The 23,520-nt window shown below is 64.2% G+C and carries 21 protein-coding genes; 11 read left to right on the top strand and 10 right to left on the bottom strand.

Annotation, left to right across the window (positions count from 1 at the left end; all coding sequences use genetic code 11):
- Together gyrA and VIG32_11550 are read right to left on the bottom strand one after the other, a co-directional pair.
- The coding region (gyrA, locus tag VIG32_11555; GenBank protein HEY8298644.1) for a DNA gyrase subunit A at positions 1 to 2,480 on the bottom strand (2,480 nt) is incomplete at its 3' end.
- A 21-nt stretch (positions 2,481 to 2,501) separates the two neighbouring features.
- Entirely contained in the window at positions 2,502 to 2,699 is a 198-nt protein-coding gene (locus VIG32_11550; protein HEY8298643.1) for a hypothetical protein, read from the bottom strand.
- Positions 2,700 to 2,829: 130 nt separating this feature from the next.
- On the opposite strand from VIG32_11550, the gene tsaE reads away from it, so the two are divergent.
- From tsaE to VIG32_11505, 9 genes are all read left to right on the top strand, one after another.
- Positions 2,830 to 3,258, top strand: coding sequence for a tRNA (adenosine(37)-N6)-threonylcarbamoyltransferase complex ATPase subunit type 1 TsaE (tsaE, locus tag VIG32_11545; protein ID HEY8298642.1), 429 nt, complete (start codon positions 2,830 to 2,832; stop codon positions 3,256 to 3,258).
- Positions 3,255 to 3,905, top strand: coding sequence for a tRNA (adenosine(37)-N6)-threonylcarbamoyltransferase complex dimerization subunit type 1 TsaB (gene tsaB / locus VIG32_11540; protein HEY8298641.1), 651 nt, complete (start codon positions 3,255 to 3,257; stop codon positions 3,903 to 3,905). The genes tsaE and tsaB overlap by 4 nt, the downstream gene beginning before the upstream one ends.
- Positions 3,902 to 4,441, top strand: coding sequence for a ribosomal protein S18-alanine N-acetyltransferase (gene rimI, locus VIG32_11535; GenBank protein ID HEY8298640.1), 540 nt, complete (start codon positions 3,902 to 3,904; stop codon positions 4,439 to 4,441). Before tsaB ends, rimI begins: the two co-directional genes overlap by 4 nt.
- The gene (locus VIG32_11530) at positions 4,438 to 5,142 is read left to right on the top strand and encodes an energy transducer TonB (protein HEY8298639.1); all 705 of its coding nucleotides are present in this window, start codon (positions 4,438 to 4,440) and stop codon (positions 5,140 to 5,142) included. The genes rimI and VIG32_11530 overlap by 4 nt, the downstream gene beginning before the upstream one ends.
- On the top strand, positions 5,139 to 5,729 hold the full coding sequence (yqeK, locus tag VIG32_11525; GenBank protein HEY8298638.1) for a bis(5'-nucleosyl)-tetraphosphatase (symmetrical) YqeK: 591 nt from the start codon (positions 5,139 to 5,141) through the stop codon (positions 5,727 to 5,729). The genes VIG32_11530 and yqeK overlap by 4 nt, the downstream gene beginning before the upstream one ends.
- A gap of 13 nt (positions 5,730 to 5,742) precedes the next feature.
- Entirely contained in the window at positions 5,743 to 6,063 is a 321-nt protein-coding gene (gene rsfS / locus VIG32_11520) for a ribosome silencing factor (GenBank protein HEY8298637.1), read from the top strand.
- A complete protein-coding gene (locus VIG32_11515) occupies positions 6,060 to 6,209 on the top strand; it encodes a hypothetical protein (GenBank protein ID HEY8298636.1) in 150 nt (49 codons plus the stop codon). The genes rsfS and VIG32_11515 overlap by 4 nt, the downstream gene beginning before the upstream one ends.
- A 101-nt stretch (positions 6,210 to 6,310) precedes the next feature.
- Complete coding sequence (locus tag VIG32_11510) at positions 6,311 to 7,312, top strand: TPM domain-containing protein (protein ID HEY8298635.1); 1,002 nt, start codon at positions 6,311 to 6,313, stop codon at positions 7,310 to 7,312.
- Positions 7,313 to 7,396: 84 nt separating this feature from the next.
- Positions 7,397 to 10,387, top strand: coding sequence for a hypothetical protein (locus tag VIG32_11505; protein ID HEY8298634.1), 2,991 nt, complete (start codon positions 7,397 to 7,399; stop codon positions 10,385 to 10,387).
- Here VIG32_11505 and VIG32_11500 read toward each other — a convergent pair.
- The 7 genes from VIG32_11500 to VIG32_11470 form a co-directional block, all read right to left on the bottom strand.
- Positions 10,384 to 11,904: a hypothetical protein gene (locus tag VIG32_11500; GenBank protein HEY8298633.1), complete on the bottom strand. Its 1,521-nt coding sequence runs from the start codon at positions 11,902 to 11,904 to the stop codon at positions 10,384 to 10,386. The two genes, VIG32_11505 and VIG32_11500, sit on opposite strands and share 4 nt — an antisense overlap.
- A 13-nt stretch (positions 11,905 to 11,917) precedes the next feature.
- Positions 11,918 to 13,477 (bottom strand): hypothetical protein, encoded by a 1,560-nt coding sequence (locus VIG32_11495; GenBank protein HEY8298632.1) that lies wholly within the window; start codon positions 13,475 to 13,477, stop codon positions 11,918 to 11,920.
- The gene (locus VIG32_11490; protein HEY8298631.1) at positions 13,474 to 15,519 is read right to left on the bottom strand and encodes a M28 family peptidase; all 2,046 of its coding nucleotides are present in this window, start codon (positions 15,517 to 15,519) and stop codon (positions 13,474 to 13,476) included. The genes VIG32_11495 and VIG32_11490 overlap by 4 nt, the downstream gene beginning before the upstream one ends.
- 74 nt (positions 15,520 to 15,593) lie before the next feature.
- Entirely contained in the window at positions 15,594 to 15,899 is a 306-nt protein-coding gene (locus tag VIG32_11485) for a hypothetical protein (protein ID HEY8298630.1), read from the bottom strand.
- Positions 15,900 to 15,923: 24 nt separating this feature from the next.
- On the bottom strand, positions 15,924 to 16,295 hold the full coding sequence (locus tag VIG32_11480) for a PadR family transcriptional regulator (protein ID HEY8298629.1): 372 nt from the start codon (positions 16,293 to 16,295) through the stop codon (positions 15,924 to 15,926).
- Entirely contained in the window at positions 16,292 to 18,097 is a 1,806-nt protein-coding gene (locus VIG32_11475) for a long-chain fatty acid--CoA ligase (protein ID HEY8298628.1), read from the bottom strand. The genes VIG32_11480 and VIG32_11475 overlap by 4 nt, the downstream gene beginning before the upstream one ends.
- Before the next feature lie 46 nt (positions 18,098 to 18,143).
- Positions 18,144 to 18,761, bottom strand: coding sequence for a helix-hairpin-helix domain-containing protein (locus VIG32_11470; GenBank protein ID HEY8298627.1), 618 nt, complete (start codon positions 18,759 to 18,761; stop codon positions 18,144 to 18,146).
- Positions 18,762 to 18,838: 77 nt separating this feature from the next.
- Here VIG32_11470 and leuS point away from each other — a divergent pair, with 77 nt between their 5' ends.
- Entirely contained in the window at positions 18,839 to 21,307 is a 2,469-nt protein-coding gene (gene leuS / locus VIG32_11465; GenBank protein ID HEY8298626.1) for a leucine--tRNA ligase, read from the top strand.
- Here leuS and VIG32_11460 read toward each other — a convergent pair.
- Complete coding sequence (locus VIG32_11460; protein HEY8298625.1) at positions 21,304 to 22,239, bottom strand: NAD-dependent epimerase/dehydratase family protein; 936 nt, start codon at positions 22,237 to 22,239, stop codon at positions 21,304 to 21,306. The genes leuS and VIG32_11460 overlap by 4 nt on opposite strands.
- A gap of 74 nt (positions 22,240 to 22,313) precedes the next feature.
- Between VIG32_11460 and VIG32_11455 the strand changes: the two genes are divergently transcribed.
- The coding region (locus tag VIG32_11455; protein HEY8298624.1) for a ComEC/Rec2 family competence protein at positions 22,314 to 23,520 on the top strand (1,207 nt) is incomplete at its 3' end.

The following is a 23,520-nucleotide window of genomic DNA, read 5'->3' as shown; positions in this document are numbered from 1 at the left end:
CCGGTTATGTCGGTGAGTTGTTCGGTTTGTTTGCCGAGGTTGGTGAGGGCGATGACTTCGTCGCCTTCGGTGAGACGCTGGAGTTTTACGCCCTTTGCGTCGCGGCCGGTTTGACGAATCTCCTTAACGTTGAGGCGGATCACCTGATTTGCGGAGGTAATCATGAGGATTTGGTCGTCCGGCGCGACCAGGATCTGATCGACCACCGTGCCGATGTCGTCGCGCTGGCGCGCGAACGCCTTGACGCCCTTGCCGCCGCGCGAGGTGTGGCGATACGCTTCGATGGGCGTGCGTTTGCCGAAGGCTTTGCTCGTCACGAGCAGCACTTCTTTCCGATCGTCTTCGACCACGTCCATCGCGATGATGTTATCGCCCCGTTCGAGCGTCATCGCCTTCACGCCGCGGGCGTTGCGGCCCATCGGGCGAACGTCTTTCTCGTTGAAGTGCACGGCCATGCCCGCCACCGTGGCGAGAATGATGTCGCGCGTTCCATCGGAGAGATCGACCGCGAGCAATTCGTCGGCATCGTCGAGGTTGATCGCGTTGAGCCCGTTGCGGCGCACGTTGGAGAACTCCGCCAGTCGCGTCTTCTTGATCACGCCGTTTTTGGTGACCATCACCATGTGATGCTCGCCTTCGAAGTTGGTGATCGGGAAGACGGCCGAGACCTGTTCGCCCGGCGGCAGCGTTAAGAGGTTGACGAGCGCCGTTCCACGCGCTTGCCGCGTGGTGTCGGGGATTTCGAACCCTCGCAGGCGATAGACGCGCCCCTTATTCGTGAAGAACAGCACGTGATCGTGCGTGCCGGTCACGAAGAAGTTTCGCACGATATCTTCGCGTTTGAGATTGCTGATGCCGATCACGCCGCGGCCGCCGCGGTTCTGGGTCTTGAACGTGTCGACCGTCACGCGTTTGATGTAGCCGCCGACCGTGTAGGTCACGACGACTTCTTCGTGCGGGATCAGGGCCTCGACGGAAAATTCGTCTTCGGCCGGCACGATCAGCGTGCGGCGCTCGTCGCCGAACTTCTTCTTAACTTCGAGGATCTCGGCTTTCACGATGCCCGCAATGCGGCGAACGCTGCCGAGGATGTCCTGCAGTTCGGCGATCGTCTTGAGCAGCTCGCGATACTCGTCTTCGATTTTCTGCCGTTCGAGACCGACGAGCGTACGCAGACGCATGTCGACGATCGCGTTGGCTTGAATATCGGAGAGCGTGAAGCGCTCCATGAGTTTCTGACGCGCTTCGTCGGTCGTCTGACTGCCGCGAACGATCTCGATGACTTGATCGATGTTGTCGAGCGCGATCCGGTAGCCTTCGAGCAGGTGAGCGCGCTCCTCGGCTTTGCGCAGATCGTACTGCGTGCGCTTAGCGATGACGTCCTTGCGATGCGCGATGTGGTGCTCGAGCAGCTGCTTGAGCGACATCACCTGCGGCTCGAGCGCGACGGTACCGTCGGGACGAACCTCGCCGACGGGCACGAGCGCCAGCATGTTGAAGCCGAAACTCGATTGCAGCGGCGTGTGCTTGTAGAGTTGGTTGAGTACCACTTTCGGAGTCGCCGAGCGCTGGAGCTCGACGACGACGCGCATGCCCTTACGGTTCGAACCGTCGTCGAGCCGGGCGATCCCCGTAATGCGCTTCTCGGCGTGCGCCTCGGCGATCGCCTCGACGATGCGGTTCTTGTAGACCTGATACGGAATCTCCGAAATCACGATCTTGTGCTTGCCGTTCTCCTCGATGATCTCGGCCTTACCGCGAATCGCGATCGATCCGCGCCCGGTGCGATAGGCTTCGCGAATTGCGTGCTCGCCCATGATGATGCCGCCGGTCGGGAAGTCCGGACCTTTTACGATGTTCGCGAGCTCGTCGTCGGTGATGTTCGGTTCGTCGATGATCGCAGCGATGGCGTCGGCGATTTCGTTCAAATTGTGCGGTGGAATGTTGGTCGCCATTCCGACGGCGATGCCGCTGCTGCCGTTGAGCAAGAGCTGCGGCAATTTACCGGGCAGCACGACCGGCTCGGTGCCCTGGTTATCGAAGTTCGGAATGAAGGCGACCGTCTCTTTATCGATGTCGGCGAGCATCTCGACCGACGGGCGCGCCAGGCGGGCTTCCGTATACCGATAGGCGGCCGCGCGATCCGGATCGATCGAGCCGAAGTTTCCGTGACCGTCGACCAGCGGATAGCGCAGCGTGAAATCCTGCGCCATGCGAACGAGCGCGTCGTAAACCGACGAATCGCCGTGCGGATGGTACGATTTGAGTACGTCGCCGACGACACCGGCGCACTTGCGATGCTGTTTGGTCGGCTCCATGCCCATTTCGCGCATCGCATAGAGGATGCGGCGCTGCACGGGTTTGAGCCCGTCGCGCACGTCGGGGAGCGCGCGCGATGCGATGACGGACATCGCATACGAGAGATAACTCTCGCGCATTTCGTCTTCGACGTTGATCTGCGAGATGATGTCGTTGTTCACGTGGTTTAAAAACGCTCCGGTCTAGAAGAGGTCGTCAGTTGCGGGGTTGAGATCGTCCATTTGCACGAGGGGCGGCTGGTTGCCGCTCCCGGCTTCGCCGGGTTCGCTCGGCTCGGCCGGCTCGATCGTCACGGCCGGTTCGGCAGGCTCGTCTCGCACGGCGAAGAGCCCGGCGTCCAAACGATCGCGCGCGGCTTGAGCCGCTTCGCGCAACCGCACGAGAGCCGCGTCGGCCTGCGCATCGATCTCTGCGAGGTGGTCGGATCCCTCCGGGGTCAGGATAGATCGTTCCTTCGTGAGAAGATGGGCAATCGACGCAGTTTCACGGGAGCATGCTTTCGCCAAACGTATGGAACGGACATTTCACACGGAGGCTCAGTTGAGCGCCTTCGCAACCGACTTTTCGCGCACGCTGCGCGCCGGCGACGTCGTCGGGCTCTCCGGGCCGCTCGGCGCCGGCAAGACCAGTTTCGTGCGCGCCGTCGTGCGCGCGCTGCACGGAGACGACCCGACGACCAGCCCGACGTTTACCTTCTGGCATCGGTACGCCCCGCGATCCGCGGAGCAAACGCCGATCGACCACCTCGATCTTTACCGCGTCGATAATCCGGCCGAACTCACCGAGCTCGGACTCGAAGAGGCCTTCGCCGGCGACTCGATCGTGCTGGTCGAATGGTGGCGCAACGCACCCTCGCTCCTGCCGGCACGCCGCTACGAAATCGAGATCGACGGCAAGGGCGACGAACCGCGCTCGCTCCGAATCGCGGTCCCGCAATGATCGTTTTGGGAATCGACGGGGCGCTCGGCGGTTTTTCGTGCGCGGTCACCCGCGATGACGAGCTTCTCGCAAGCGTCGACCTCACGGGAAACGTCGCCCTCGAAGGCGGGCTCTCGGCCGTCGCTACGGCGCTCGGGCAGGCGCGGGTCGCGCCCGCGCAGCTCGCTAGGATCGCCGTCGGCGTCGGGCCGGGCGGGTTCACGGGTCTGCGCATCGCCCTCAGCTACGCGAAGTCGCTCGCCCAAGCGTGGAAAAAACCGCTCGTCGGCATCTCTTCGTTCGACGCGCTCGAGGCCGACGTGCGCGTCGAGCCGCCGCTGCTTACCGTCGTGCAAGGCCGGACGGGCGTCGTCTCCGTCCGGTTGCGCACCGCGCGAGGCGAACGGCGCGAGTCCGGTTACATCGCCGCGGTGCTCGACGCGCTCGCCGGCGATTTCGGCGAATCGCTCGCGGTTTTGGGCGCGCCGGAGGACGTACTCGCCGCCCTTGGCGAACGCCAAATTCACGTGCACAGAATCGACCGCCTCGTCGAACCCGCAGCGGCAGCGGTGGCGCAGATTGCCGCCGGGCGCGAGCCTGCGCCAAGCCTCCACGCCCTGCGCGCCGATTACGGCGAATTGCCGGCCGCGAAAGTTCCCAAGCTATGAAGGCCGAACTGGGCCGCACCGGCCGCGACGATCCGTCGGAACTGACGATCGCGTCGATGACGGAGCACGACATCAAAGAAGTCATGCGCATCGAAGCGCAGTCGTTCGCGACGACGTGGCCCGAGAACGCCTTTCACAACGAACTGCACGAAAACAAACTCGCACACTATTTCGTAGGCCGAATCGACGATCGGATCGTCGCTTACGGCGGCATCTGGGTGATCCTCGAAGATTCGCACGTCACCACGATCGCGGTCACGCCGGAGTATCGAGGCCGGAAGTTCGGTGAGTATCTGCTGCTGCACATGCTCGAGGTCGCCATCGATCGCGGCGCGTCGTGGATGACCCTCGAAGTGCGCGAGGGCAACGCCGGCGCGCAAGCGCTCTATCGCAAATACGGATTCACGACGGTCTCGACGCGTAAGGGCTACTACAGCGACAACAACGAGAACGCATTCGTCATGTGGGCCGGCAATTTAAAGAGCGAGCTCTATCGCAACCGCCTGCGCGTTCTGCGCGCGGCGCTCGTTCCATGATCGCGGCGATCGTCTTCGCGGGCGTAACGCTCGGAGCGCCCGTTTCGCATACGATCGCGCGGCGCGGCCCGCCGACGGTCGTCACGACCGACGTGGGAACCGTGTGGACGTGGCCCGCGGGCGCCGGTACCTTGCGTCTGACGACCGACGACGACGGCACGGTTCAGATGATCGACGCAGCACCGCCTCCCAAGAGCGATCCGATACTCACCGCGCTTGCAAAGCTCGCCCCGCCGGTTGAGTTTAGCGCGACGACGACGTTGCCCGATAACGGCGCGCCCGCGCTCGCGCAAGCGTATCGGCTCGATCCAGCACACGAACTCGCGTTGCTCTACGCAACGCGCTCGCACGATTTGAGCGAAGTATTTTTGGGCGACCGCGTCGCGTTCGCGCGCACCGGGCTGCTGCCCGACCTTTCGAATACCTTCGCGCCGTTCAAGGCGCCGGTACTCGAAAAACTCGGCTCCGCCGATTACGACACGTCGGACCAGGGAGTCGCGTTCGTCCGCATCGCCGTCAGCGACCGCGGCGATGCCACGGCTGCGACGACGTACGTTTCGAGCGGGAATCCGCGACTCGACCGCATCGCCATCGCCTCGGCCCTGCACGATCAATTCACGCCGGCGCAGCGCGACGGAAAGCCGGTCGCATCGGTCTATTTCCGCCGGGTCAACTTCATCAACACCACCAAACCGCGGTGAGTTTTACGGAGCTCTGCGCGCGCGTTCGCGCGCATTTGGATCAGCAGCATCGATACGATCATTGCGTTCGCGTCGCTCGGCTCGCGGAGACGATCGCGCGCGCGCACGGCGAGAGCGCGCCGAACGCGCGGATCGCCGGAATGCTGCACGATCTCGCCCGCCTCTATTCCGCGGAGCGACTCCTCGCGGAATCGGAGCGGCGCGGCCACCCGATCGGCGATTTCGAGCGTCGCAACCCGATCGTGCTGCACGCACCGCTTGGAGCCGCGCTCGCCCGCGAACTCTTCGGCGTCGACGACCCGGCCGTACTTTCGGCGATCGCGAAACACACGGTGGGCGCCGCGGCAATGTCGGGCCTCGACTGCGTGCTCTATTTGGCCGACGGGCTCGAACCCGGCCGGAACTTTCCGGAGCGCGAGCGCTTGGTCGCTCTGGCGAAAGTCGATCTCCCGGGAGCCATGCGCGCAACGATTGCGTCGTCGCTACGGTATTTTAGAGAAAAGGGGATTCCCGCCGCGCCGCAAACCGCGCAGGCGGCTCACACGTTCGGTCTCACGACCGACGATCTGGAGGTTCGCACTGCCTGACATTCTGGAGATCGTGCGCAGCGCCGCACTCGACAAAAAAGCCGAAGATCTCGTCGAAATAGACATCGCCGGCAAGACGATCATTGCCGACACGTTCGTGATCGCTACCGGACGCTCGAAGATCCAAACTCGTTCGATCGCCGACAGCATATCCGAGAAGATTAAAGAATCGGGAAACCGCGTCGCGCGCGTGGAGGGATACTCCGACGGCAACTGGATCCTGATCGATCTGGGCGGCGTCGTCGTACACGTCTTCACCCCGGAGCAGCGAGCGTTTTACAACCTCGAGCGCCTGTGGGCGGATACCGGCGAACGGCTGGCCCAGCCGTCATGAGCGTTCGCCCACCCGTGCGGCACGAAACGCGCACCGCTCGCCAGCGCCGCCAAAACTGGCTCAGGGCATTCATCTGGATTTTCCTGATCGTCTTCGGCCTGAGCGTCGTGGGCGTCGGCTTCATCAGCATCGGCACCGCCCATTAGGGTTCGCCTTCGGCGAACCCGTCGCGTTCGGCCTTCGGCCGAGCTGCAGGGAAACTTCGAGGGCCATAGCCGGTAGTAGCTCAGACTTGGAGAGGTTGTTCATGAAACGTTTTCGCGCCGTCGCCGGCCTCGCGCTTGCCGTTCTCTCGTCGATGCTGCCGGTCGCGGCGGCGACCCAGTTCGTTCAAGACGGGGCTGGGATCTTTAGCCAAGGCGTCGTCTCGCAACTCGAGGGGCGGCTGGTAAGCTTCAACGCGCAGACCGGCAAGGAAGTCGTGGTCGTTACCGTGCCGTCCTTACCGGCGGGGCAGAGCGTGCAGGCCGCTGCCCAAAGTACGGCCACGCAGCAGCAGGTCAACGGCACCCTCATTTACATCGCGAGCGGCGATCGTAAGGCGTACGTGCTGCCGGATAGTGCCGCCGCGCGCGCGGGCTGGTTCACGGCCGGCACCAGCGCCACCGTCGTGCAAGACATGACCTCGCAATTTAAGGCCGGCAACTACGATGCCGGCATCACGAGCGCGGTCAACGACGTGCTCAATATTTACCGCTCGCACCTCAGCTCGCTACAACGTCCCGGGAATGGGGCCTACGCGCAACCGGCAAGCGCGCGCGCGGCCACGACCGGAGGAGTGCATCTCGGCATGTTCTGGTGGATCCTCATCGCGATCGTCGCATTTCTCGTCATTCGCTCGGTCATGCGCGCGGCTTCGGGGCCACGCTCCTACGGTCCGGGCCCGATGGCCGGCGGGCCGGGTGGTCCCGGCGGCCCGGGATACGGCGGCGGGTACGGTCCCGGTTACGGCGGATTCGGGGGCGGCGGTGGCTTTTGGAGCGGACTGCTCGGCGGCCTGGGCGGCGCGTTTCTCGGTAACGAACTCTTCCGTGGCGGCGGTGGCCTAGGGGGCGGCTTCGGCGGCGCCGACGCGAGCGCTCAGGGTCAGCCGCCGGCCGACGCGGGCGGCTGGCAGAGCGATCCCGGTCAGACCGATCCCGGAGCGGGTGCCGGTGGCGATTGGGGCGGCGGCGGATTCGGCGACCTCGGGGGCGGAGGCGGCGGCTTCGGCGGCGGGGGTGACGGCGGCGGCGGGGGCAGCTGGTAGCGCGCTCCCGATCCGGACGATTGAAGAACGGTGGCCTCGTGGGAACACGAGGCCACCTTTTCTATCTGGAGAAAGCTTGCTTCCATGCGACGTTTGTTTGTATTTGTCTCGATGCTCGCGTTGTGCGCGCCGCTGGCTCTTGCCGCGGCCGCGCCGGCGGGTGCCCAAAGCTACGATCAAAGCCTCTACTCGGGTCTCAATTGGCGCCTGGTCGGACCCTTCCGCGGCGGCCGCGCGCTCGCGGTGACCGGCATTCCCGGCAACGACCGCACGTTTTATTTCGGCGCCGTGGGCGGCGGCGTTTGGCGCACCGACAACGCCGGCCGCACGTGGACTCCGATCTTCGACTCGGAGAAGGTCGCGTCGATCGGCGCGATCGCCGTCGCACCGAGCGATCCGCAGACGCTCTACGTCGGGTCGGGTGAAGCCGACATGCGTTCGGATATTCAAGCCGGCGACGGTATGTATAAATCGATCGACGGCGGCAAGACGTGGACGCACATCGGTCTCGACGACACCGTGCAAATCGGCAAGATCGTCGTCGATCCGAAAGATGCAAACGTCGTTTACGTCGCCGCGCTCGGCCATCAGTACGGGCCGAACGCCGAGCGCGGCGTTTTCAAAACGAGCGACGGCGGAAAAACCTGGAGCAAAGTGCTCTACAAAGACGAGGACACCGGCGCGATCGACCTGTCGATGTCGCCGAGCGATTCCAACGTGCTCTTCGCGTCGCTTTGGCAGACCCGGCGGCCGCCCTGGAACGTCTATCCGCCGAGCAGTGGCCCCGGCAGCGGGCTCTACAAGACGACCGACGCCGGCAAGACGTGGACGCACGTCACCGGACACGGCTTCCCCGAGCATCCGCGTCGAATCGGCATCGCCATATCGCCGGCCAACTCGTCGCGCGTCTACGCGTTGGTCGATACCAAGGCCGGCGGAATCTATCGCAGCGACGACGGCGGCACTACCTGGACGCATTCTAACGGCGAAGACCGCATTTGGACGCGCGGCTGGTACTTCGGCGGCATCACCGCCGATCCGAAGAACGCCGACGAACTCTACGTTATGAACACGTCGACGTATCGTTCGACCGACGGCGGAAAATCGTTCGAGGCGATCAAGGGCGCGCCCGGCGGCGACGACTATCACACGCTCTGGATCGATCCCACAACCAGCGACCGCATGATTCTGGGAAGCGATCAAGGCGTCGTCGTGAGCGTCGATGACGCGAAGACGTGGAGTTCGTGGTACAACCAGCCGACCGGACAGTTTTACCACGTTGCGGCGGACACGCGCTTTCCGTACTGGCTCTACGGCGCGCAACAGGATTCCGGCGGCATCGCAATCATCAGCCGCAGCCGTCACGCCGGCATCGGCTATCGCGATTGGATGCCGATCGACGCGCCGGGTGAGAGCGGCTACGTCGCGCCGGACCCGCTGCATCCCGGCACGATCTTCGGAAGCAACCCGATCGATAAAGAGAACGTCGATCTCGGCTTGCAATCGACGGTGGATCCCACGATTACGCAAACCGCAACGATCGAACGCAACACGTGGACGCTCCCGGTCGTCTTTTCGCCGGCCGATCCGCGCGCGCTCTACGCCAGCCATCAGCAGATCTTTCGCAGCACCAACGGTGGCAAAGCCTGGCATATCGTTAGCCCGGACCTGACGCGACGCACGCTGACGATTCCCAAGACGCTCGATCGTCCGACGATCGAGGACAACACCGGACTCGCGCGGCGCGGCGTCGTCTATGCGATCGCACCCTCGCCGCTGCATGCGAATCTGATCTGGGCCGGCACCGACGACGGGTTGATCTGGCGCACGGCCGACGGCGGCGCCCGCTGGAAGAACGTCACGCCGCCGGCGCTCACGCCGTGGAGTAAGGTCGGCACGATCGATGCATCGCACTTCGACGCCGCCACCGCCTACGCGTCGGTCGATCGTCACCGGCTCGAGGATCGCAAGCCGTATATTTACCGCACGCACGACGGCGGCGCGCATTGGACCGCCATTACGGCCGGACTTCCGAACGGGTCCTTCGTCAACGTCGTGCGCGAAGATCCCAAAGTTCGCGATCTGTTGTATGCCGGTACCGAGAGCGGCGTCTTCGTCTCGTTCGATGACGGAAACCATTGGCAATCGCTGCAGATGAATCTGCCGGCTGCGTCCGTTCGCGACATCGCGTTTCGCAACGGCGATATCATCGTCGCCACGCACGGACGCGCGTTCTGGATCATGGACGATGCAACGCCGTTGCGCGAGATCGCACGGGCCGCCGCAAGCGGCGCCTATCTCTATCGAACGACGCTCACCTATCGTCTCCGCCCCGGAACCGACGAAGGCACGCCGGTTCCGCCGAAGGACGAGCCGCTCGGAACGAACCCGCCCAACGGCGCGATGCTCGATTACTACGTTCGCAACGTAACGACGCCGGTGGTCCTGCAGGTCGTCGACGCGCGCGGTGCGACCGTGCGTTCGTGGTCGTCGGCCGACAAAGTCACGCCGGTCGACCCGCGCAAGCTGAACGTTCCGGCATTCTGGCGCACGCCGAAGCTGCCGCCCTCGGCGGAGCCCGGCCAGCATCGTTTCATCTGGGATATGCGCGACGCCGACGGCGTCTGGGCCGCGCCCGGCGCGTATACGGTGCGCCTAAGCGCGAACGGAAAGACGCTCGTGCGGCCGCTCCTACTCGCGCGCGACCCGCGCGAGAGCGCGACCGCGAGCGATCTGCGAGCGCAGTACGCGTTAGCTCACCGCATCGAAACGATCAAGAAGCAGATAACGCAAGCGCAGAGCACCGTGGCCGCGTTGCAGAAACGCGCCGCGACCCCGGCGCAGCGCGCGCGTCTGGAGGCGATCGCTGGCCCCGTCCCCGTCAACGATCCCGACGACTCGGTCGGCAAGCCCGCGCATGACTTCACGAGTCTGCGCTACCTCGCCGATTCGTTCGATGCGCTCGAATCCGTCGTCGAAAGCGGCGACACCGCACCGACTCCCGACGACACGATCGCGTTTGGCAAACTGCAGCGCACCCTAAACGCCACGCTAGCGGCGCTGCGAGCGCGTTAGCGGCCGGAAAGCAGCTTGTCGTACCAGCGGTTTAGATCGCCCTTGTACGCAACGAGCGCCGCGGGGTTGAGGTAGATCATGTGGCCGGAGGCGTAAAAGCCGAAGGTCACATTCTTTTGCAGCGGCCGAGCCAGCCCCAAATGATCGAGCGTGTAGACCGTTGCGTAGTACGGCGTCGCGAAATCGTAACGGCCGTTTGCCGAGAAGACTTGCAGGTGCGGGTTCTTCGTCATGGCCTCGGCCAGATCGGGCGCGACGTTGGCCGGCGGATCGTCGCCGTTGTGTTTGGAATCCCACTTCGCACCCAACTGGCCGCCGTACGCGGTCGGGCGATACTGCAGGCTGCTCTGGTAATCGAGCGTCTCGCGAACGTATCGATTGAAACTTCCCACGATCGCTCCCGAGATACCGACGTCGGAGGGGTCCCAATTCGGCGTATCCGCCGCGCTATCGAGATTGTAGGTCATGAATCGCGAGTCGTAGCGTCCGACGATTCGGTCGCCGTTGCGCAAAAGCTCCTGCATATAGCGGGGATACGAGATGCGCAGATTCGAGTCGCGGATATACTGCGTCGAGAGCCCGAGATACTCGTGAAGTTTGGCAACCACCGAATCGTACTCGGCCCCATGGAGATCGGAGCCTTGCGCGAGATCGTGGAGATATTGGCCGCTCGCGAACTGCTCGACGCCGCGCAAGAACGTAGTGAGGCTTTGACCGTGACTCGCCGCTTTGTGATGGTACCACGCGGTCGCCGCTTCGGTCGGCAGGTACGTCACGTAGGCCCAGTCGCCGCCGCCGATTTGCTGGCCGCCGCCCAAGCCGCCCAAACCGAAATTCAGAATCGACGATTGCAGAACTACGCCGTTCATCTCGACGCCGGCCTCTTGAAGCATATTTACGAGCACGCAGTCGCGCGTCGTTCCATAGCTCTCCCCGAAAAGAACCTTGGGAGAATTCCAGCGGTCGAATTGTGAGATATATCGCTCAATGAATTGCGTGAAGGCGCGAGCGTCCTGGTCGACGCCCATGAAATCTTTGGGTTCGCCGTAGCCGATGACGCGACTATAGCCCGTATTCGGGGCGTCGATAAAGACCAGATCGCTCTTGTCGAGCAAGCTGTAGTCGTTGTTAACGAGCTGGAACGGGGCCGGCGCCGTGGATCCGGCATTGGTCGTGAGGACGCGCACGGGAGCGAACGATGCCATGTGCAGCCAGATCGTCGAGCTGCCCGGGCCGCCGTTATAAAAAAACGTTACCGGGCGCTTACCCAGATCGCTGCCGTCCTTCGTGTAGGCCACGTAAAACATCCGCGCGCTGATTTGGTTCTTGTCGTTACGCAGGGTGACCGTTCCGGCGCGCGCCGTATACCGAATCGATTGGCCCGCAACGCGAGCGACGTGATGCGTTACCGCATCCGGCGTTGCCGGCGGAATCACCGGCTTCTTGTGCGCGGCCGGGGCCGCCGCGACGAGCGCGAGGGCACTCGCGAGGGCGAGGAGTCTCTTGACGGTTTTCATGTGCAGCCTTCTCCTAACGCCCCAAGGCGCTATCGTACCAGCGAGCGAGGTCCGATTTCATCTGCGCGAGCGAGGGCTCGTTGAGATAGATCATGTGCCCCGATTGATAAAATCCGAAGGTAATGTTCTTTTGCAGCGCCGGCGCGAGATTCAAGTGCTTGAGCGTGTAGACGGTCGCAAAATACGGCGTTGCGAAATCGTAATAGCCGTTTGCCGAAAAGACCTTGAGGCGGGGGTTCTGCGTCATCGCCTCGGCGAGGTCGGGGGCGACGTTGGTCGGCTCGCGTTTGTTGTGCGTGAAGTCCCACGAGCTGCCGTTGGCGTAGATGATGTCGTAGATGTTCGGCCGGTACTGCAGCGCCGTGGCGTATTTCAGATCGGCGCGCAGGTATTGATTGATCGCGGTCGTGTAGGGAGCGTCGATCGATGAATCGGTGGGATCCCAAGCCGGCCCTTCGTCGCCGGCCGCGTCGAGCGTGTAGGTTTGATAACGCCCATCCAAACGGCCCACGACGACCCCTTGCGAACGCAGCAGTTCCTGTTCGAACCGCGCGTAGGGCACGCGAAGGTTCGAATTGCGAACGTACTGCTCGGGGATTCCGAGATACCCGCTGAGCTTGCGCACGACGTCGTCGCGTTCCGACGTGCTAATCCGGTCGCCGCGTTCGAGGGCGCTCAAATATTCGCCCATCGCAAACTGCTGCACGCCGGCGAGGAAGCTCGGGAGGTCCGCCGGCTTGTTGCGAATCTTGTTGTGATACCAGGCCGTCGCAGCTTCGGTCGGCAGATAGAGCACGTAAGGCCAATCGCCGCCGCCGATCGGATCGCCGTTGGCATAATCGAGCCCGAAGTTGAGAATCGAGGATTGCAGCACGACGCCGTTAAGCGCGATACCGTGGTTGAGGAGATAATCGGAGAGCGCGGCCGAGCGCGTCGTGCCGTAGCTTTCTCCAAATATGAACTTGGGCGAATTCCAGCGATCGAATTTGGTGATGTACCGTTGAATGAATTGACCGAAGGCCGCCACGTCTTGATCGACGCCGAAGAACGTTTTCGGCGTGCCGGCGCCGACGATGCGTCCGAAGCCGCTGTCGGGCATGTCGATGAAGACCAAATCGCTTTTGTCGAGCAGCGTATACTGGTTGTCGACGATGCGGTACGGCGGCGGTCCCGAGGGCTTACCGTCCGATGCGAGCACGCGAACCGGTCCGAACGATCCCATGCGCAGCCACATCGTGGAGCTGCCGGGGCCGCCGTTGTAAATGAACGTCACGGGTCGCGACGTCGGATCGCCGGCGACGGTGTTGGCCGTGTAAAAGACGCGCGCGGTCGGTTCGTCCTTCTCGTTGCGCAGCGTGATCGTGCCGGCGCGGGCGGTATACGCAATCGCGCGACCGTCGACGGTAACCGAGTGTTCCGTTACGGCGTCGGGCGTTTCGTCGGCCGGCGACGGCTCGGGCGTCGCCGCCACGGCCGCCTTGGGCGGCGCTTTCGATGCCGCGGCGGCGGCGCCGACGGGAATCACCATTCCCGCAAGCGACGCTAGGAGCAAAGAGACGAGGAATTTTTTCACGTGTGCGATTCTCCCTGAGACGCCGCTTGCGTCGCGGCTTTGAAAGCATCGTCGAGTTGGCGCAGGGCGGCGTCGCCGCCGGATGCGTCGAGCGTCGTTTCGAGTGTGGGAAGCGTGGTCGATGCGTATCCCGATACATCGTACAACAGGCTTCGCTGCCATTTCGCGGTGGATGCATCGTAGAACGCGCCCTCGGCCGCGCGCAGGCTTCCATAGTCCGCCGCCGCGGCGGCGGCGTCGCCGCGCGCGAGATCGGCGTCGGCGCGCGCGTCGAGCGCTTTAGCGGCGGTTACGAACGCGGCCGATTGCGCGCCCAGGTCGGCGGCGACCGTGGCGCGACGCGCCGGAGCATCCGTCGCCTTTGCAAAGATCGCGATCCGATCGGCCAGCGTCTGCGCCACATCGCCCAGACGTAGATCCGGATAGGTTGCGTCGGCCAAACGCATCACCACGACCGAGGTGTAACGAGCGATCGAAGCCGCGCGATGCATGCCCGGATCGAACAAGCGCAGCGAAGACGGATCGTCGTACGCCGAGTGATAGGTACCGAACGGGCCGCCAAAACCGGCGCCCGCGCCCGGCAGGTTCTCGTGATAGACGAACGGCTCGTGGTCGCTGCCGCCGCCGATGGCCTCGACGGCGCGCTTGGAATCCTGATCGTGCCAATACGCATCGAGCATTCGCCCGTCGGGCGCGCGCACCGCGGTGGCGGCGTCGCGCAGCATGCCGTAGAGATCGGGCGTCGCATAGGCGCCGAAGCGCGGCCCGAACGCCACTTCGTCGGTGTTCATATAGGCAACGCAGCCCGCGCGCAACTCCGCTTCGTGCTGCGCGACCCATTCATCGCTGCCGAAAAGATTGAGCTCTTCGCCGTCCCAGGAGCCGATAACGATGCTGCGCTGCGGGACCCATCCCGTTTTTTTGAGTTTGCCGAAGGCCCGGCCGAGCTGCAGGAGATCGACTGTTCCGCTGATCGGATCGACCGCGCCGTACGTCCAGGCATCGCGGTGGCCGCCGACGACGACGAGTTGTTTTGGATCCCGGCCGCGCATCGTCGCAATCACATCCCACATCGGACCGAACCACCGCTTCGATTTCAAAACGAAATGCGCGCGCGCGACGCCGCCCAGGTGCAGCGGAAACGCGAAGCCGGGGTGCCAGTCAACGGGACCCGTGGGACCGCCGAGCACGCGCAAGAGTTCGCGCGCGACGTTGGCGGTGATCGGCATCTCGGGGATCGACGGCAGTTTGATCGCCGAGAACGGTTTATGCGGCGCGCCCGGAACCGGAATACCGATCGCCGTCGGATCGCCCGGATCGTTGGTGAACGTCATTGTGTTGCGCATCGCCGCGCCCGGCGAACGCCACGGCCCGCGCGGATATGTCTCCCCGTTCCAATAGCCGCCGCTGCTCGGATCGCTGAAAACCAACACCGCCTTCGCGCCGTGTTTGGCCGATTCGAAGGCTTTGCCGGTGAGCGAACCGCCGCCGCCGCGCGCGAGAATTATCGCGCCGCGTACGTCCACATGCAAGGCGGCGAGCGTTTTAAAGTCCGCAGGCGTCGCGCGATTCGCGTAGATGATGCGGCCGGTGACGTCGCCGTCGCGGCTGTATCCGGAGTACGGTATACCGATCGCTTTGTGATCGCGCGAATACGGATCGCCGGGTACTGCGGGCTCGTAGAGATCGATCGCGCGCCGGTGCGGCGCCAACAGCGTCAGAACTTGCTCGTACGGAACGGCCAGCGGAACCACGTACTCGACGAGTTTGGCGTCCCAACCCGCGGCGGCGAGTTGCGTTTGCACGTATTTGGCCGAGCGCAGATCGCCCGGCTGTCCCATACGGTGCACGTATGAGGCGAGTCCCATCTCGTCGCGCGTGGCCTGCGTTTCCGAAGGAGAGCCGTCAACGATTCGTTCGCCTGCGAGTTCCGCCGCGAGCTTCGCGCCCGAGAACCCGCGAATCGCCGGTGCGGCCGACCCGGCGGCGGTAAACGCAAAGAGCGCTGCCATGGTGGCAGCGGAGAAACGCACGAGCTTCATAGACCTTACATCGCGTTTTTTGGGGCTTCCCCCTTCCGGCCACTTTTCTGGCATGCGAACGCGTGAAGGCGTCGTTACGGAAGATCCTTGCCCGATTCCGTCGTGCCGCTCGTCAGCGTTGCATCGCGGCCGATCGGCGCGTCGTCGGGCGTCATCAACGCTTCTTCGGCCGAGATTTCATTGGGAACGTGCAGAACGCTTGCGTGCGCGTTCGGGCAGACGAGTTCGACGACCATCTCCGCCGGCGGATCTTCGGTCGCGAAGTAGATCGGATCGCCGCCGGCATCGACGATGAACGAGCGCGATCCCGCGTCGGCGATCGGCGCCGCGCAGGTTACGCAGAGCGCGTCGCGCAGATGCACGAGGTTTAGAAACGGCATAAAGCTCCCCGCAGGAGCGCCGCATTACGCGCTCCCATAGAGCTCGTATTTGAGCGCGCTTACGGCGGTGACGATCGTCTCGAGATACGGCAGCATGCCGTCTTTGATCCGCGCGAGCCGAGCCTGCCCCTCCGGCGTGATCGAATAGATTCGGCGCGAGCGCTTCGTGGGATGATCCCACGTTGCAGAAAGAAAGCCTCGCTCTTCGAGGCGCCGCAACAGCGGATAGATCTTGTTCGTGTTTACCGCGATCAACCCGCCGCAGAGCGCGTCGATGCGCTGCATGAGCCCGTAACCGTGATCCGGCTGCACGGCGACCAGGTGCAGGATCAGCACCGGGAAGACGGTCTTGCTCTTGATCGGGCCCTTGAGGACCTCGTCTACGCGATGGCTCATGCGCCCTCGTTTCGGGGCACGGACGCGGCATAGGCGCGTTCGATTTCGGCCTTGTAGCGTTCCTCGACGACGCGCCGTTTGACTTTTAGCGTCGGGGAAAGCTCCCCGGCTTCGACCGTCAATTCGTGCGGCAGCACGACGATGCGCCGAACTTGTTCGAAGGTGGCCAAATCGGCGGTCGCCTTGCGAACCTCGTTGGTTAAAAATGCAACGACGTCGGGGCGTTTTGCCAGTTCGTCAACCGGCAGCGCAGCGTCGAGCCCGAGTTCGGCTCGCACGAGCGGCCAATCCGGAGCGATCAGGGCGGCGGGATGCGGGCGTCCGTCGCCCACGAGCAAGACCTGAGCGATAGAGACGGAGCGTTTGATCGCGCTCTCAACGCGCGCGGGCGCGACGAATTTGCCGCCGGATGTCTTGAAGAGTTCTTTTTTGCGGTCGGTAATCTTCAGGAAGCCATCGGCGTCGATCTCTCCGACGTCACCGGTCCGGTACCAGCCGTCTTCCATGACGGCGGCGGTCGCGCTAGCGTCCTTATAATACCCTCGCATCACGTTGGCGCCGCGAACGAGTATCTCGCCGTCGGCGGCAAGTTTTATCTGGACGCCCGGGATCGGCCGGCCAACGGTTCCGAAACGGTTGCTCTCCAATCGATTCACGGTAACCACCGGCGAACATTCCGTCGGTCCGTACCCTTCGAGAACGGTCACGCCGAACCCCAAGAACGTCATCGCCGTATCGACGTGCAGCGGCGCGCTTCCGCTCACGAAAAACGCGAGCCGATCCAAACCCAGCAGCGGCCGAATTTTTTTCAACACCAGCGCGCGCGCGAGGAGGTATCGCAGCGCGAGCGCCGCGCCCGGGCGCACCCCGCGCGTTTTCGCGGTCATGTAGTCGCGTCCGGCTGCAATCGCCCACGGCACGAGCCGCGCCCGCGCGCCGCCGGCCGCGAGTGCCTTGCCCATGATGCCCGCGAGCATGCGTTCGAAGATGCGGGGAACGGCGGTCATCGCGTAGGGACGCACGTGGCGTAAGTCGGCGAGCAACTCGTCGGCGGAGTGCGAGATGTGGTGGCGCACGCCCGCAATCATGTACCCGTAGATGATGCAATGCTCGTAGATGTGCGAAAACGGGAGCACCGAGAGTACGGCGGCGTTGCGTTCGATCGACTCGAACGCGTAACCGAACGACGATTGCGCGGTAAACGCGAGGTTGTCGTGGGAGAGCATCACGCCTTTGGGAACTCCCGTGGTTCCCGAGGTGTAGATCAAGATCGCCAGATCGTCGGGCGTAAGCTGCGCTTCGAAAATCGCGGGCGCGCCGGGCAGTCGCGCGCGGGCCGCCGCGCCGCGGGTTTCGAACTGCGCGAGCGATTCATCGGTGCCCGGATCGAAAATCACTATCGGCGGCAGCACCATCGCGAGCGTACGCAGGCGCGCGACCGCCTCCGGCGTGTCGACGAAGAGCAGCTTGGCGTCGGAGTCCTCCAGAATAAACCGTACGTGATCGAGCGCCTGCGTCGGAAAGATCGGAACGACGACGCAGCCCGCAAAGAGCGCCGCGAAATCCGCGACGATCCAGTCGATTCGATTGACCGAGACGAGCGCGACCCGATCGCCGGCCGCTAAACCGGCGTCGCGAATGGCGCAAGCGAGGTTCTCTACGCGTTCGAGAAGCCGCTCGCTCGAAATCCCCGCCCACGCTTCGCCGCCGCGCTCGACGAGAACGTCGCTGCGACTCTGGGCGAGCGCATGCCGAATGATCGCGGGCAGCGTCGCGCGGTCGGGCCGTTGCTCGCTTTGCATCTCCCGCCGCAATTCGCGCGACTTTTATCGTACCCTTGCACTTTTATCAATGCACGAGAAGAAAAGGGGAGACCTGTTCGATGCGCCGGTCGGTCATGCCGGCCACGTCGGCAAGCTCGTCGAGCGAACCGAAGGGTCCGTTCAACTCGCGGTAGGCGACGATGCGCGCCGCCAGCGTCGGACCGATGCCCGGCAACCGCTCCAGGCTCGCGGCGTCGGCCGCGTTCAATTCGATCGGCGCCGCCGGCGCGGTGTGGGTGACGGAACGCGAGCGGCGTTGGCGCGTGCGAGAAGGTGCGCGCGCGCGAGCCGGTACGATCTCGCCGAGACGCACAACCGCTAGCTCTTCGCCGTCGCTGAGGCGTTCCGCGAGATTGATGGCCATGGGGTCGGCCGCGGGTAACAACCCGCCCGCGCGCCGGACGGCCTCCGCGGCGCGGGCCCCATCGGCAAGCGCGTAGAGGCCCGGATGCGCGACCGCCCCCACCACGTAGACCACCAGAGGCCCGCCCCGAGTCGCCGCACCGTGCCGACGCATCGCGGCGGCCGGCGCCCGAGGGCTCGTGCTTTGCGCTAAGGCGAGCGCGCCGCCGTGCGGCGGTCGATGCCAGATCGCGATCGCGGCAAATACGATACCGGCGCCGATGAGAAGTATGCGTGTCATACCGTTGCTTTCACGCGATCGTGCCGCGCAGGAAAGGGTTGGGCGGACGCGCCCGGTATTGCAACCCACTGCACGATATGGCTGAGATATACGATTTCCGATCCGTCGAACGCAAATGGCAGCAGCGCTGGGAAGAGCGCGCGATTTATCGCGCCTCCGAAGACGACGCGCGCGAGAAGTACTACGTGCTCGAGATGCTCCCGTACCCGTCGGGCGATCTTCACGTCGGACATGCGAAGAACTATTCGATCGGCGACGCGGTCGCGCGCATGCATCGCATGCTCGGCTACAACGTGCTGCATCCGATGGGCTGGGACGCATTCGGGTTGCCCGCGGAGAACGCCGCAATCCAGCGCGGCATCGATCCCAACGTATGGACGCGCGAGAACATCGCGAACATGCAGCGCCAGATTCGGCTCATGGGCACGAGTTACGATTGGTCGCGCGAGATCGCGACGTACGAGCCGGCATACTATCGATGGAATCAATGGCTCTTCTTACGGCTGTACGAGCAGGGTCTTGCGTACAAGCGCGAAGCGCCGGTCAACTGGTGCCCGCACGACCAAACGGTTTTAGCCAACGAACAAGTCGTAGACGGCAAGTGCTGGCGGTGCGGACACGCCGTCGAGCGGCGCAACCTCTCGCAATGGTTCCTGAAGATCACCGACTACGCGGACCGGCTGCTCGACGACGCCGAATCGCAGGACGGCTGGCCCGAGCGCACCAAGACGATGCAGCGCAATTGGATCGGACGCAGCGAGGGCGCGCAGTTTCGTTTCGCCGTCGAGAATTCAGAAGAACGGATCGGCGTCTTCACCACGCGCGTGGACACCGTCTACGGCGCGACGTATCTCGCCGTAGCGCCCGAGCACCCCGTCGTGGCCCGAATCGTTACCGGCGAGCATCGAGCGGCGGTCGAAGGCTTCGTCGATAGCCTGCGTTCGAAATCCGAACTCGAACGCACGAGCTTGATGGAAAAGGCCGGGGTCTTCACGGGCGCGTTCGCCGTCAATCCGCTCTCGCACGAACGCGTGCCGATTTGGGTCACCAACTACGTGCTCGCCGAGTACGGAACCGGCGCGGTAATGGGCGTGCCGGCACACGATCAGCGCGACTTCGAGTTCGCGCGCAAGCACGGCTTGGCAATCGCGCAAGTCATCGTCGCGCCGGGAACGCAGCCGTCGGTTCCACTCGAGACCGCGTACCTCGAAGATGGCCGCTTGATCGCGAGCGGCGACTTCACCGGCATGTCGAGCGAACGCGCGCGCGCGGCGATTGCGGAGCGGCTGCACGCGCTCGGTCTCGGTGAAAAGACCAAGAATTTTCGCCTGCGTGACTGGCTCGTCTCGCGTCAACGCTACTGGGGCACACCCATTCCCATCGTCTACTGCGCGACCGACGGCGAAGTTCCGGTTCCCGACGATCGGTTACCCGTCGTCTTACCGCCCGACGTGCCGATCACCGGCGAAGGCTCGCCGCTCGCGCGCGATCCGCAGTTTATGACGACCACCTGTCCGCGCTGCGGCGGACCGGCGACGCGCGAGAGCGACACGATGGACACGTTTTTCGAATCGTCGTGGTACTATCTGCGCTATCTCGATCCGCATAACGAAAACGCGCCCTGGTCGCGCGAAGCCGCCGATCGCTGGATGCCGGTCGATCAATACATCGGCGGGGCCGAGCACGCCGTGCTGCATTTGCTGTACTCGCGTTTCTTCTATAAATTCTTTCACGACCGCGGCTGGGTGAGCGGCCCGAACGAACCGTTCACGCGGTTGTTCCATCAGGGATTCATCCTCTCCAACGGAGAGAAGATGTCGAAATCGCGCGGCAACGTCGTTGGGATCGACGAGGCGGCCGAACGTAACGGCATCGATGCGATGCGTTTGTTTTTGCTCTACGTCACGCCGCCCGAGGATACCGGCGAATGGAGCGAAGAAGGCATCAGCGGACGCGTGCGCTTCGTCAATCGCGTGTGGCGCGCGTGCGAGCCGCATCTCGAGCGCGCCGCAGCCACGCCGCTTACCGAGCTTCCGCACGTCGATTCGGCCGAGGAGAAAGAGCTGCTGCGCGCCGTGCACGTTGCGGCGAAATCCGCGATCGACGAAACGCTCTCGCGCCGCCTGCACTTTAACGCCACGATCGCCCGCCTCGACGAATACGTCAACGCGCTGACGGGCCTGGCCCAAAAAACGCCCGACTCGCCGGCGCTGGCCTACGCGGTGCACGCGCTACCGCTCGTGATCGCACCCTTCGCGCCGCACATCGCCGAAGAACTCTGGGAGCGAATGGGACATTCGCAGTCCGTCCACCTCGAACGGTATCTTCAACCCGACGATCGCGCGCTCGCCGTCGACGAGTTGACCCTCGTCGTACAAGTCAACGGAAAGATTCGCGCGCGCCTGACGGTGGCGCCCGGCACCACCGAAGAAGCGGCTTTCGATCTCGCCATGACGCACGCTCCGGTGCGGGCGCAACTCGACGGCAAAGCGATCCGCAAGCGTATTTTCGTGGCGGATAAACTGCTCAATCTCGTCGTCGGTTAAGCGACGGGCATTCGCCCCTTAAAGAAGTCGTAGGTCGCGCGCATTCCGTCGAGGAGTGCGGTGACGGGTTTCCAGCCCAGCTCCGCCGCCGCGAGCGACGGATCGAACTGGGCGTCGCGTGCGTCGCCGGCGCGTTTCGGGCCGCGCGCGATCGGCGCTTCGAAACCGGTGATATCGACGAGCGATGCGTAGATCTCGTTTACGCTCGTTCGACGGTTCGTGCCGATGCAGTAGCACGTTCCGGCACCGCGCTCGAGCGCCAGCACGTTGGCGAGCGCGACGTCGCGCACGAAGACGTAGTCTCGCGTCTGCTCGCCGTCCCAGTCGATCCGGATGCCTTGCTTTGCCAAAAACTTGCCGATAAAGATGGAGATCACGCCGGCCTCCCCGTTGGGATCCTGCCGGGGGCCGTACACGTTGCCATAGCGCAGCGCCGTAAAATCGAGCCCGTGTTCGCTCTTATAAAAGCGCAGATAGTGTTCGGCTACCATCTTCGTGATGCCGTAGGGCGATGTCGGACGCTGCGGCGTCCGCTCGTCGATCGGCAGCTTCTCGGGCGAACCGAAGGTCGCGCCGCTCGATGCGAAGATCACTTTTCGGACGCCGGCCTTCACGCAGTTGTCGAGCACGTTGAGCAGCCCGACCACGTTGACTTGCGCGTCGAAGATCGGGTCGCGCGAACCGATCGCCACGCTATGCTGCGCGGCGTGGTGCGAAACGATCTCCGGTTTGAACTCCGTAAAGACGCGCGTGATGTTGGCATCGCGGATATCCAGGTGAATGAAGTTCGCGCGCTCGGGCACGTTCTGACGGCGACCGCCGCCGTGTTCCCATAGCGAATCGAGCACGAGCACTTCGTGCCCCTCGGCGAGATACGCGTCGACGATATGTGATCCGATAAATCCGGCGCCGCCGGTGACGATGATGCGCACGCAGTCTCTTTCCTTCCGGAATACTTCAGAGTTCGATCTTGCCGTCCGCTCGCGCCGTCGCAGTCGGTGGAGCGATGGAACGTTGGCCACTGGTCGCCATCGCAGCGGCCGCACTTCTCGGTGCCGCCGCAGTCCAACCACTGTTATCCGAACAACGGGCCGTAGCGTGCTTGGGATTGGCGGCGTTTCTGCTCGTCGCCGCACGCGCGCACGATGGGTCTGCCCGCTTTCGCGTGGTGCTTGTCGTCGCCCTGGTCGCGGGTGCCGCGAGCGCGTGGGGTCACCTCGCGACCGCCGCGACGGTCGAGCCCGACCGCACGACGCGCATCCGCTGTACGGTTGTAGGCGATGTGCAGGCGCAAAGCGGCACGAGTTCGTTTCTCTGCGCGCTCGACGACGGGCCCACTCTCCTGGTAAGCGCATCGGGGTTCGTTCCGGCGATCGCGGCTCACGTACTGCTGCGCGGACGCGTCGAACCGTTCGACGACGCGCGCAATCCACAGGAGCCAAGCGAGCGCAACCTCGAGCGCGATCGCGGCGCCGCCGGACGCATCGCCGGCGCTCGGCTACTCGCGCTTCTTCCACCGGCCCGCGCCACCGTGGCAATCGAAGTCGCGCGCCTGCATGCGTGGGCGGGAGCGGCGCTGCGGGCGCGACTCGAGGAACCCGCAGCGTCGATTCTCGCGGGCGAACTCTGGGGCGACCGCGGTTCGCTGGCGCCCGATCTGCGCGCCGAATTCCAAGAGACGGGAACCGTACACGTTTTGGTGACGGCCGGGCTGCATCTCGGCGTCGTGGGCGGACTCGTTCTGGCGTTACTCGGCGCGCTGCGCGTTTCGCGGGTTGGCGCGTGCGCCGGCACGATCCTCTGCGTGTGGTTCTATGCGCTTGCGAGCGGAATGCACGTGCCGGCGATGCGCGCGGCCACGATGCTTTCGTTCGCACTCGCAGCGCGAGCGTACGGTGCGAAGACGCTTTCGTTTAACGCCATCGCGGCGGCGGCACTCGTGGTGGGGCTCTGCGATCCGCTCGCAATCCCAGGAGCGTCGTTCGCGCTCTCGTTCTCGTGCATCGTTGCGATCGCCGCTTGGGCGGATCCGATCGGCGAGGTGCTGCGGCCGATCGCCTCGCTCCCCGAAGGCGTCCGCGAAGGCGTTACGCTCACGATCGCGACGCAGTTGGGAACGTGGCCGTTGACGGCGGCAATCTTCAACACGTTCTCGCCTTACGCGGTGCTGGCGAACCTGGCGGTCGTACCCGCCGTCGGTGCGACGATGCTCC

The organism is Candidatus Baltobacteraceae bacterium, from assembly GCA_036559195.1.
In the GTDB taxonomy this organism is placed as follows: domain Bacteria; phylum Vulcanimicrobiota; class Vulcanimicrobiia; order Vulcanimicrobiales; family Vulcanimicrobiaceae; genus JALYTZ01.
Note: the sequence above shows the minus strand (reverse complement) of the source record. Positions and strands in the feature narration are given on the sequence as shown.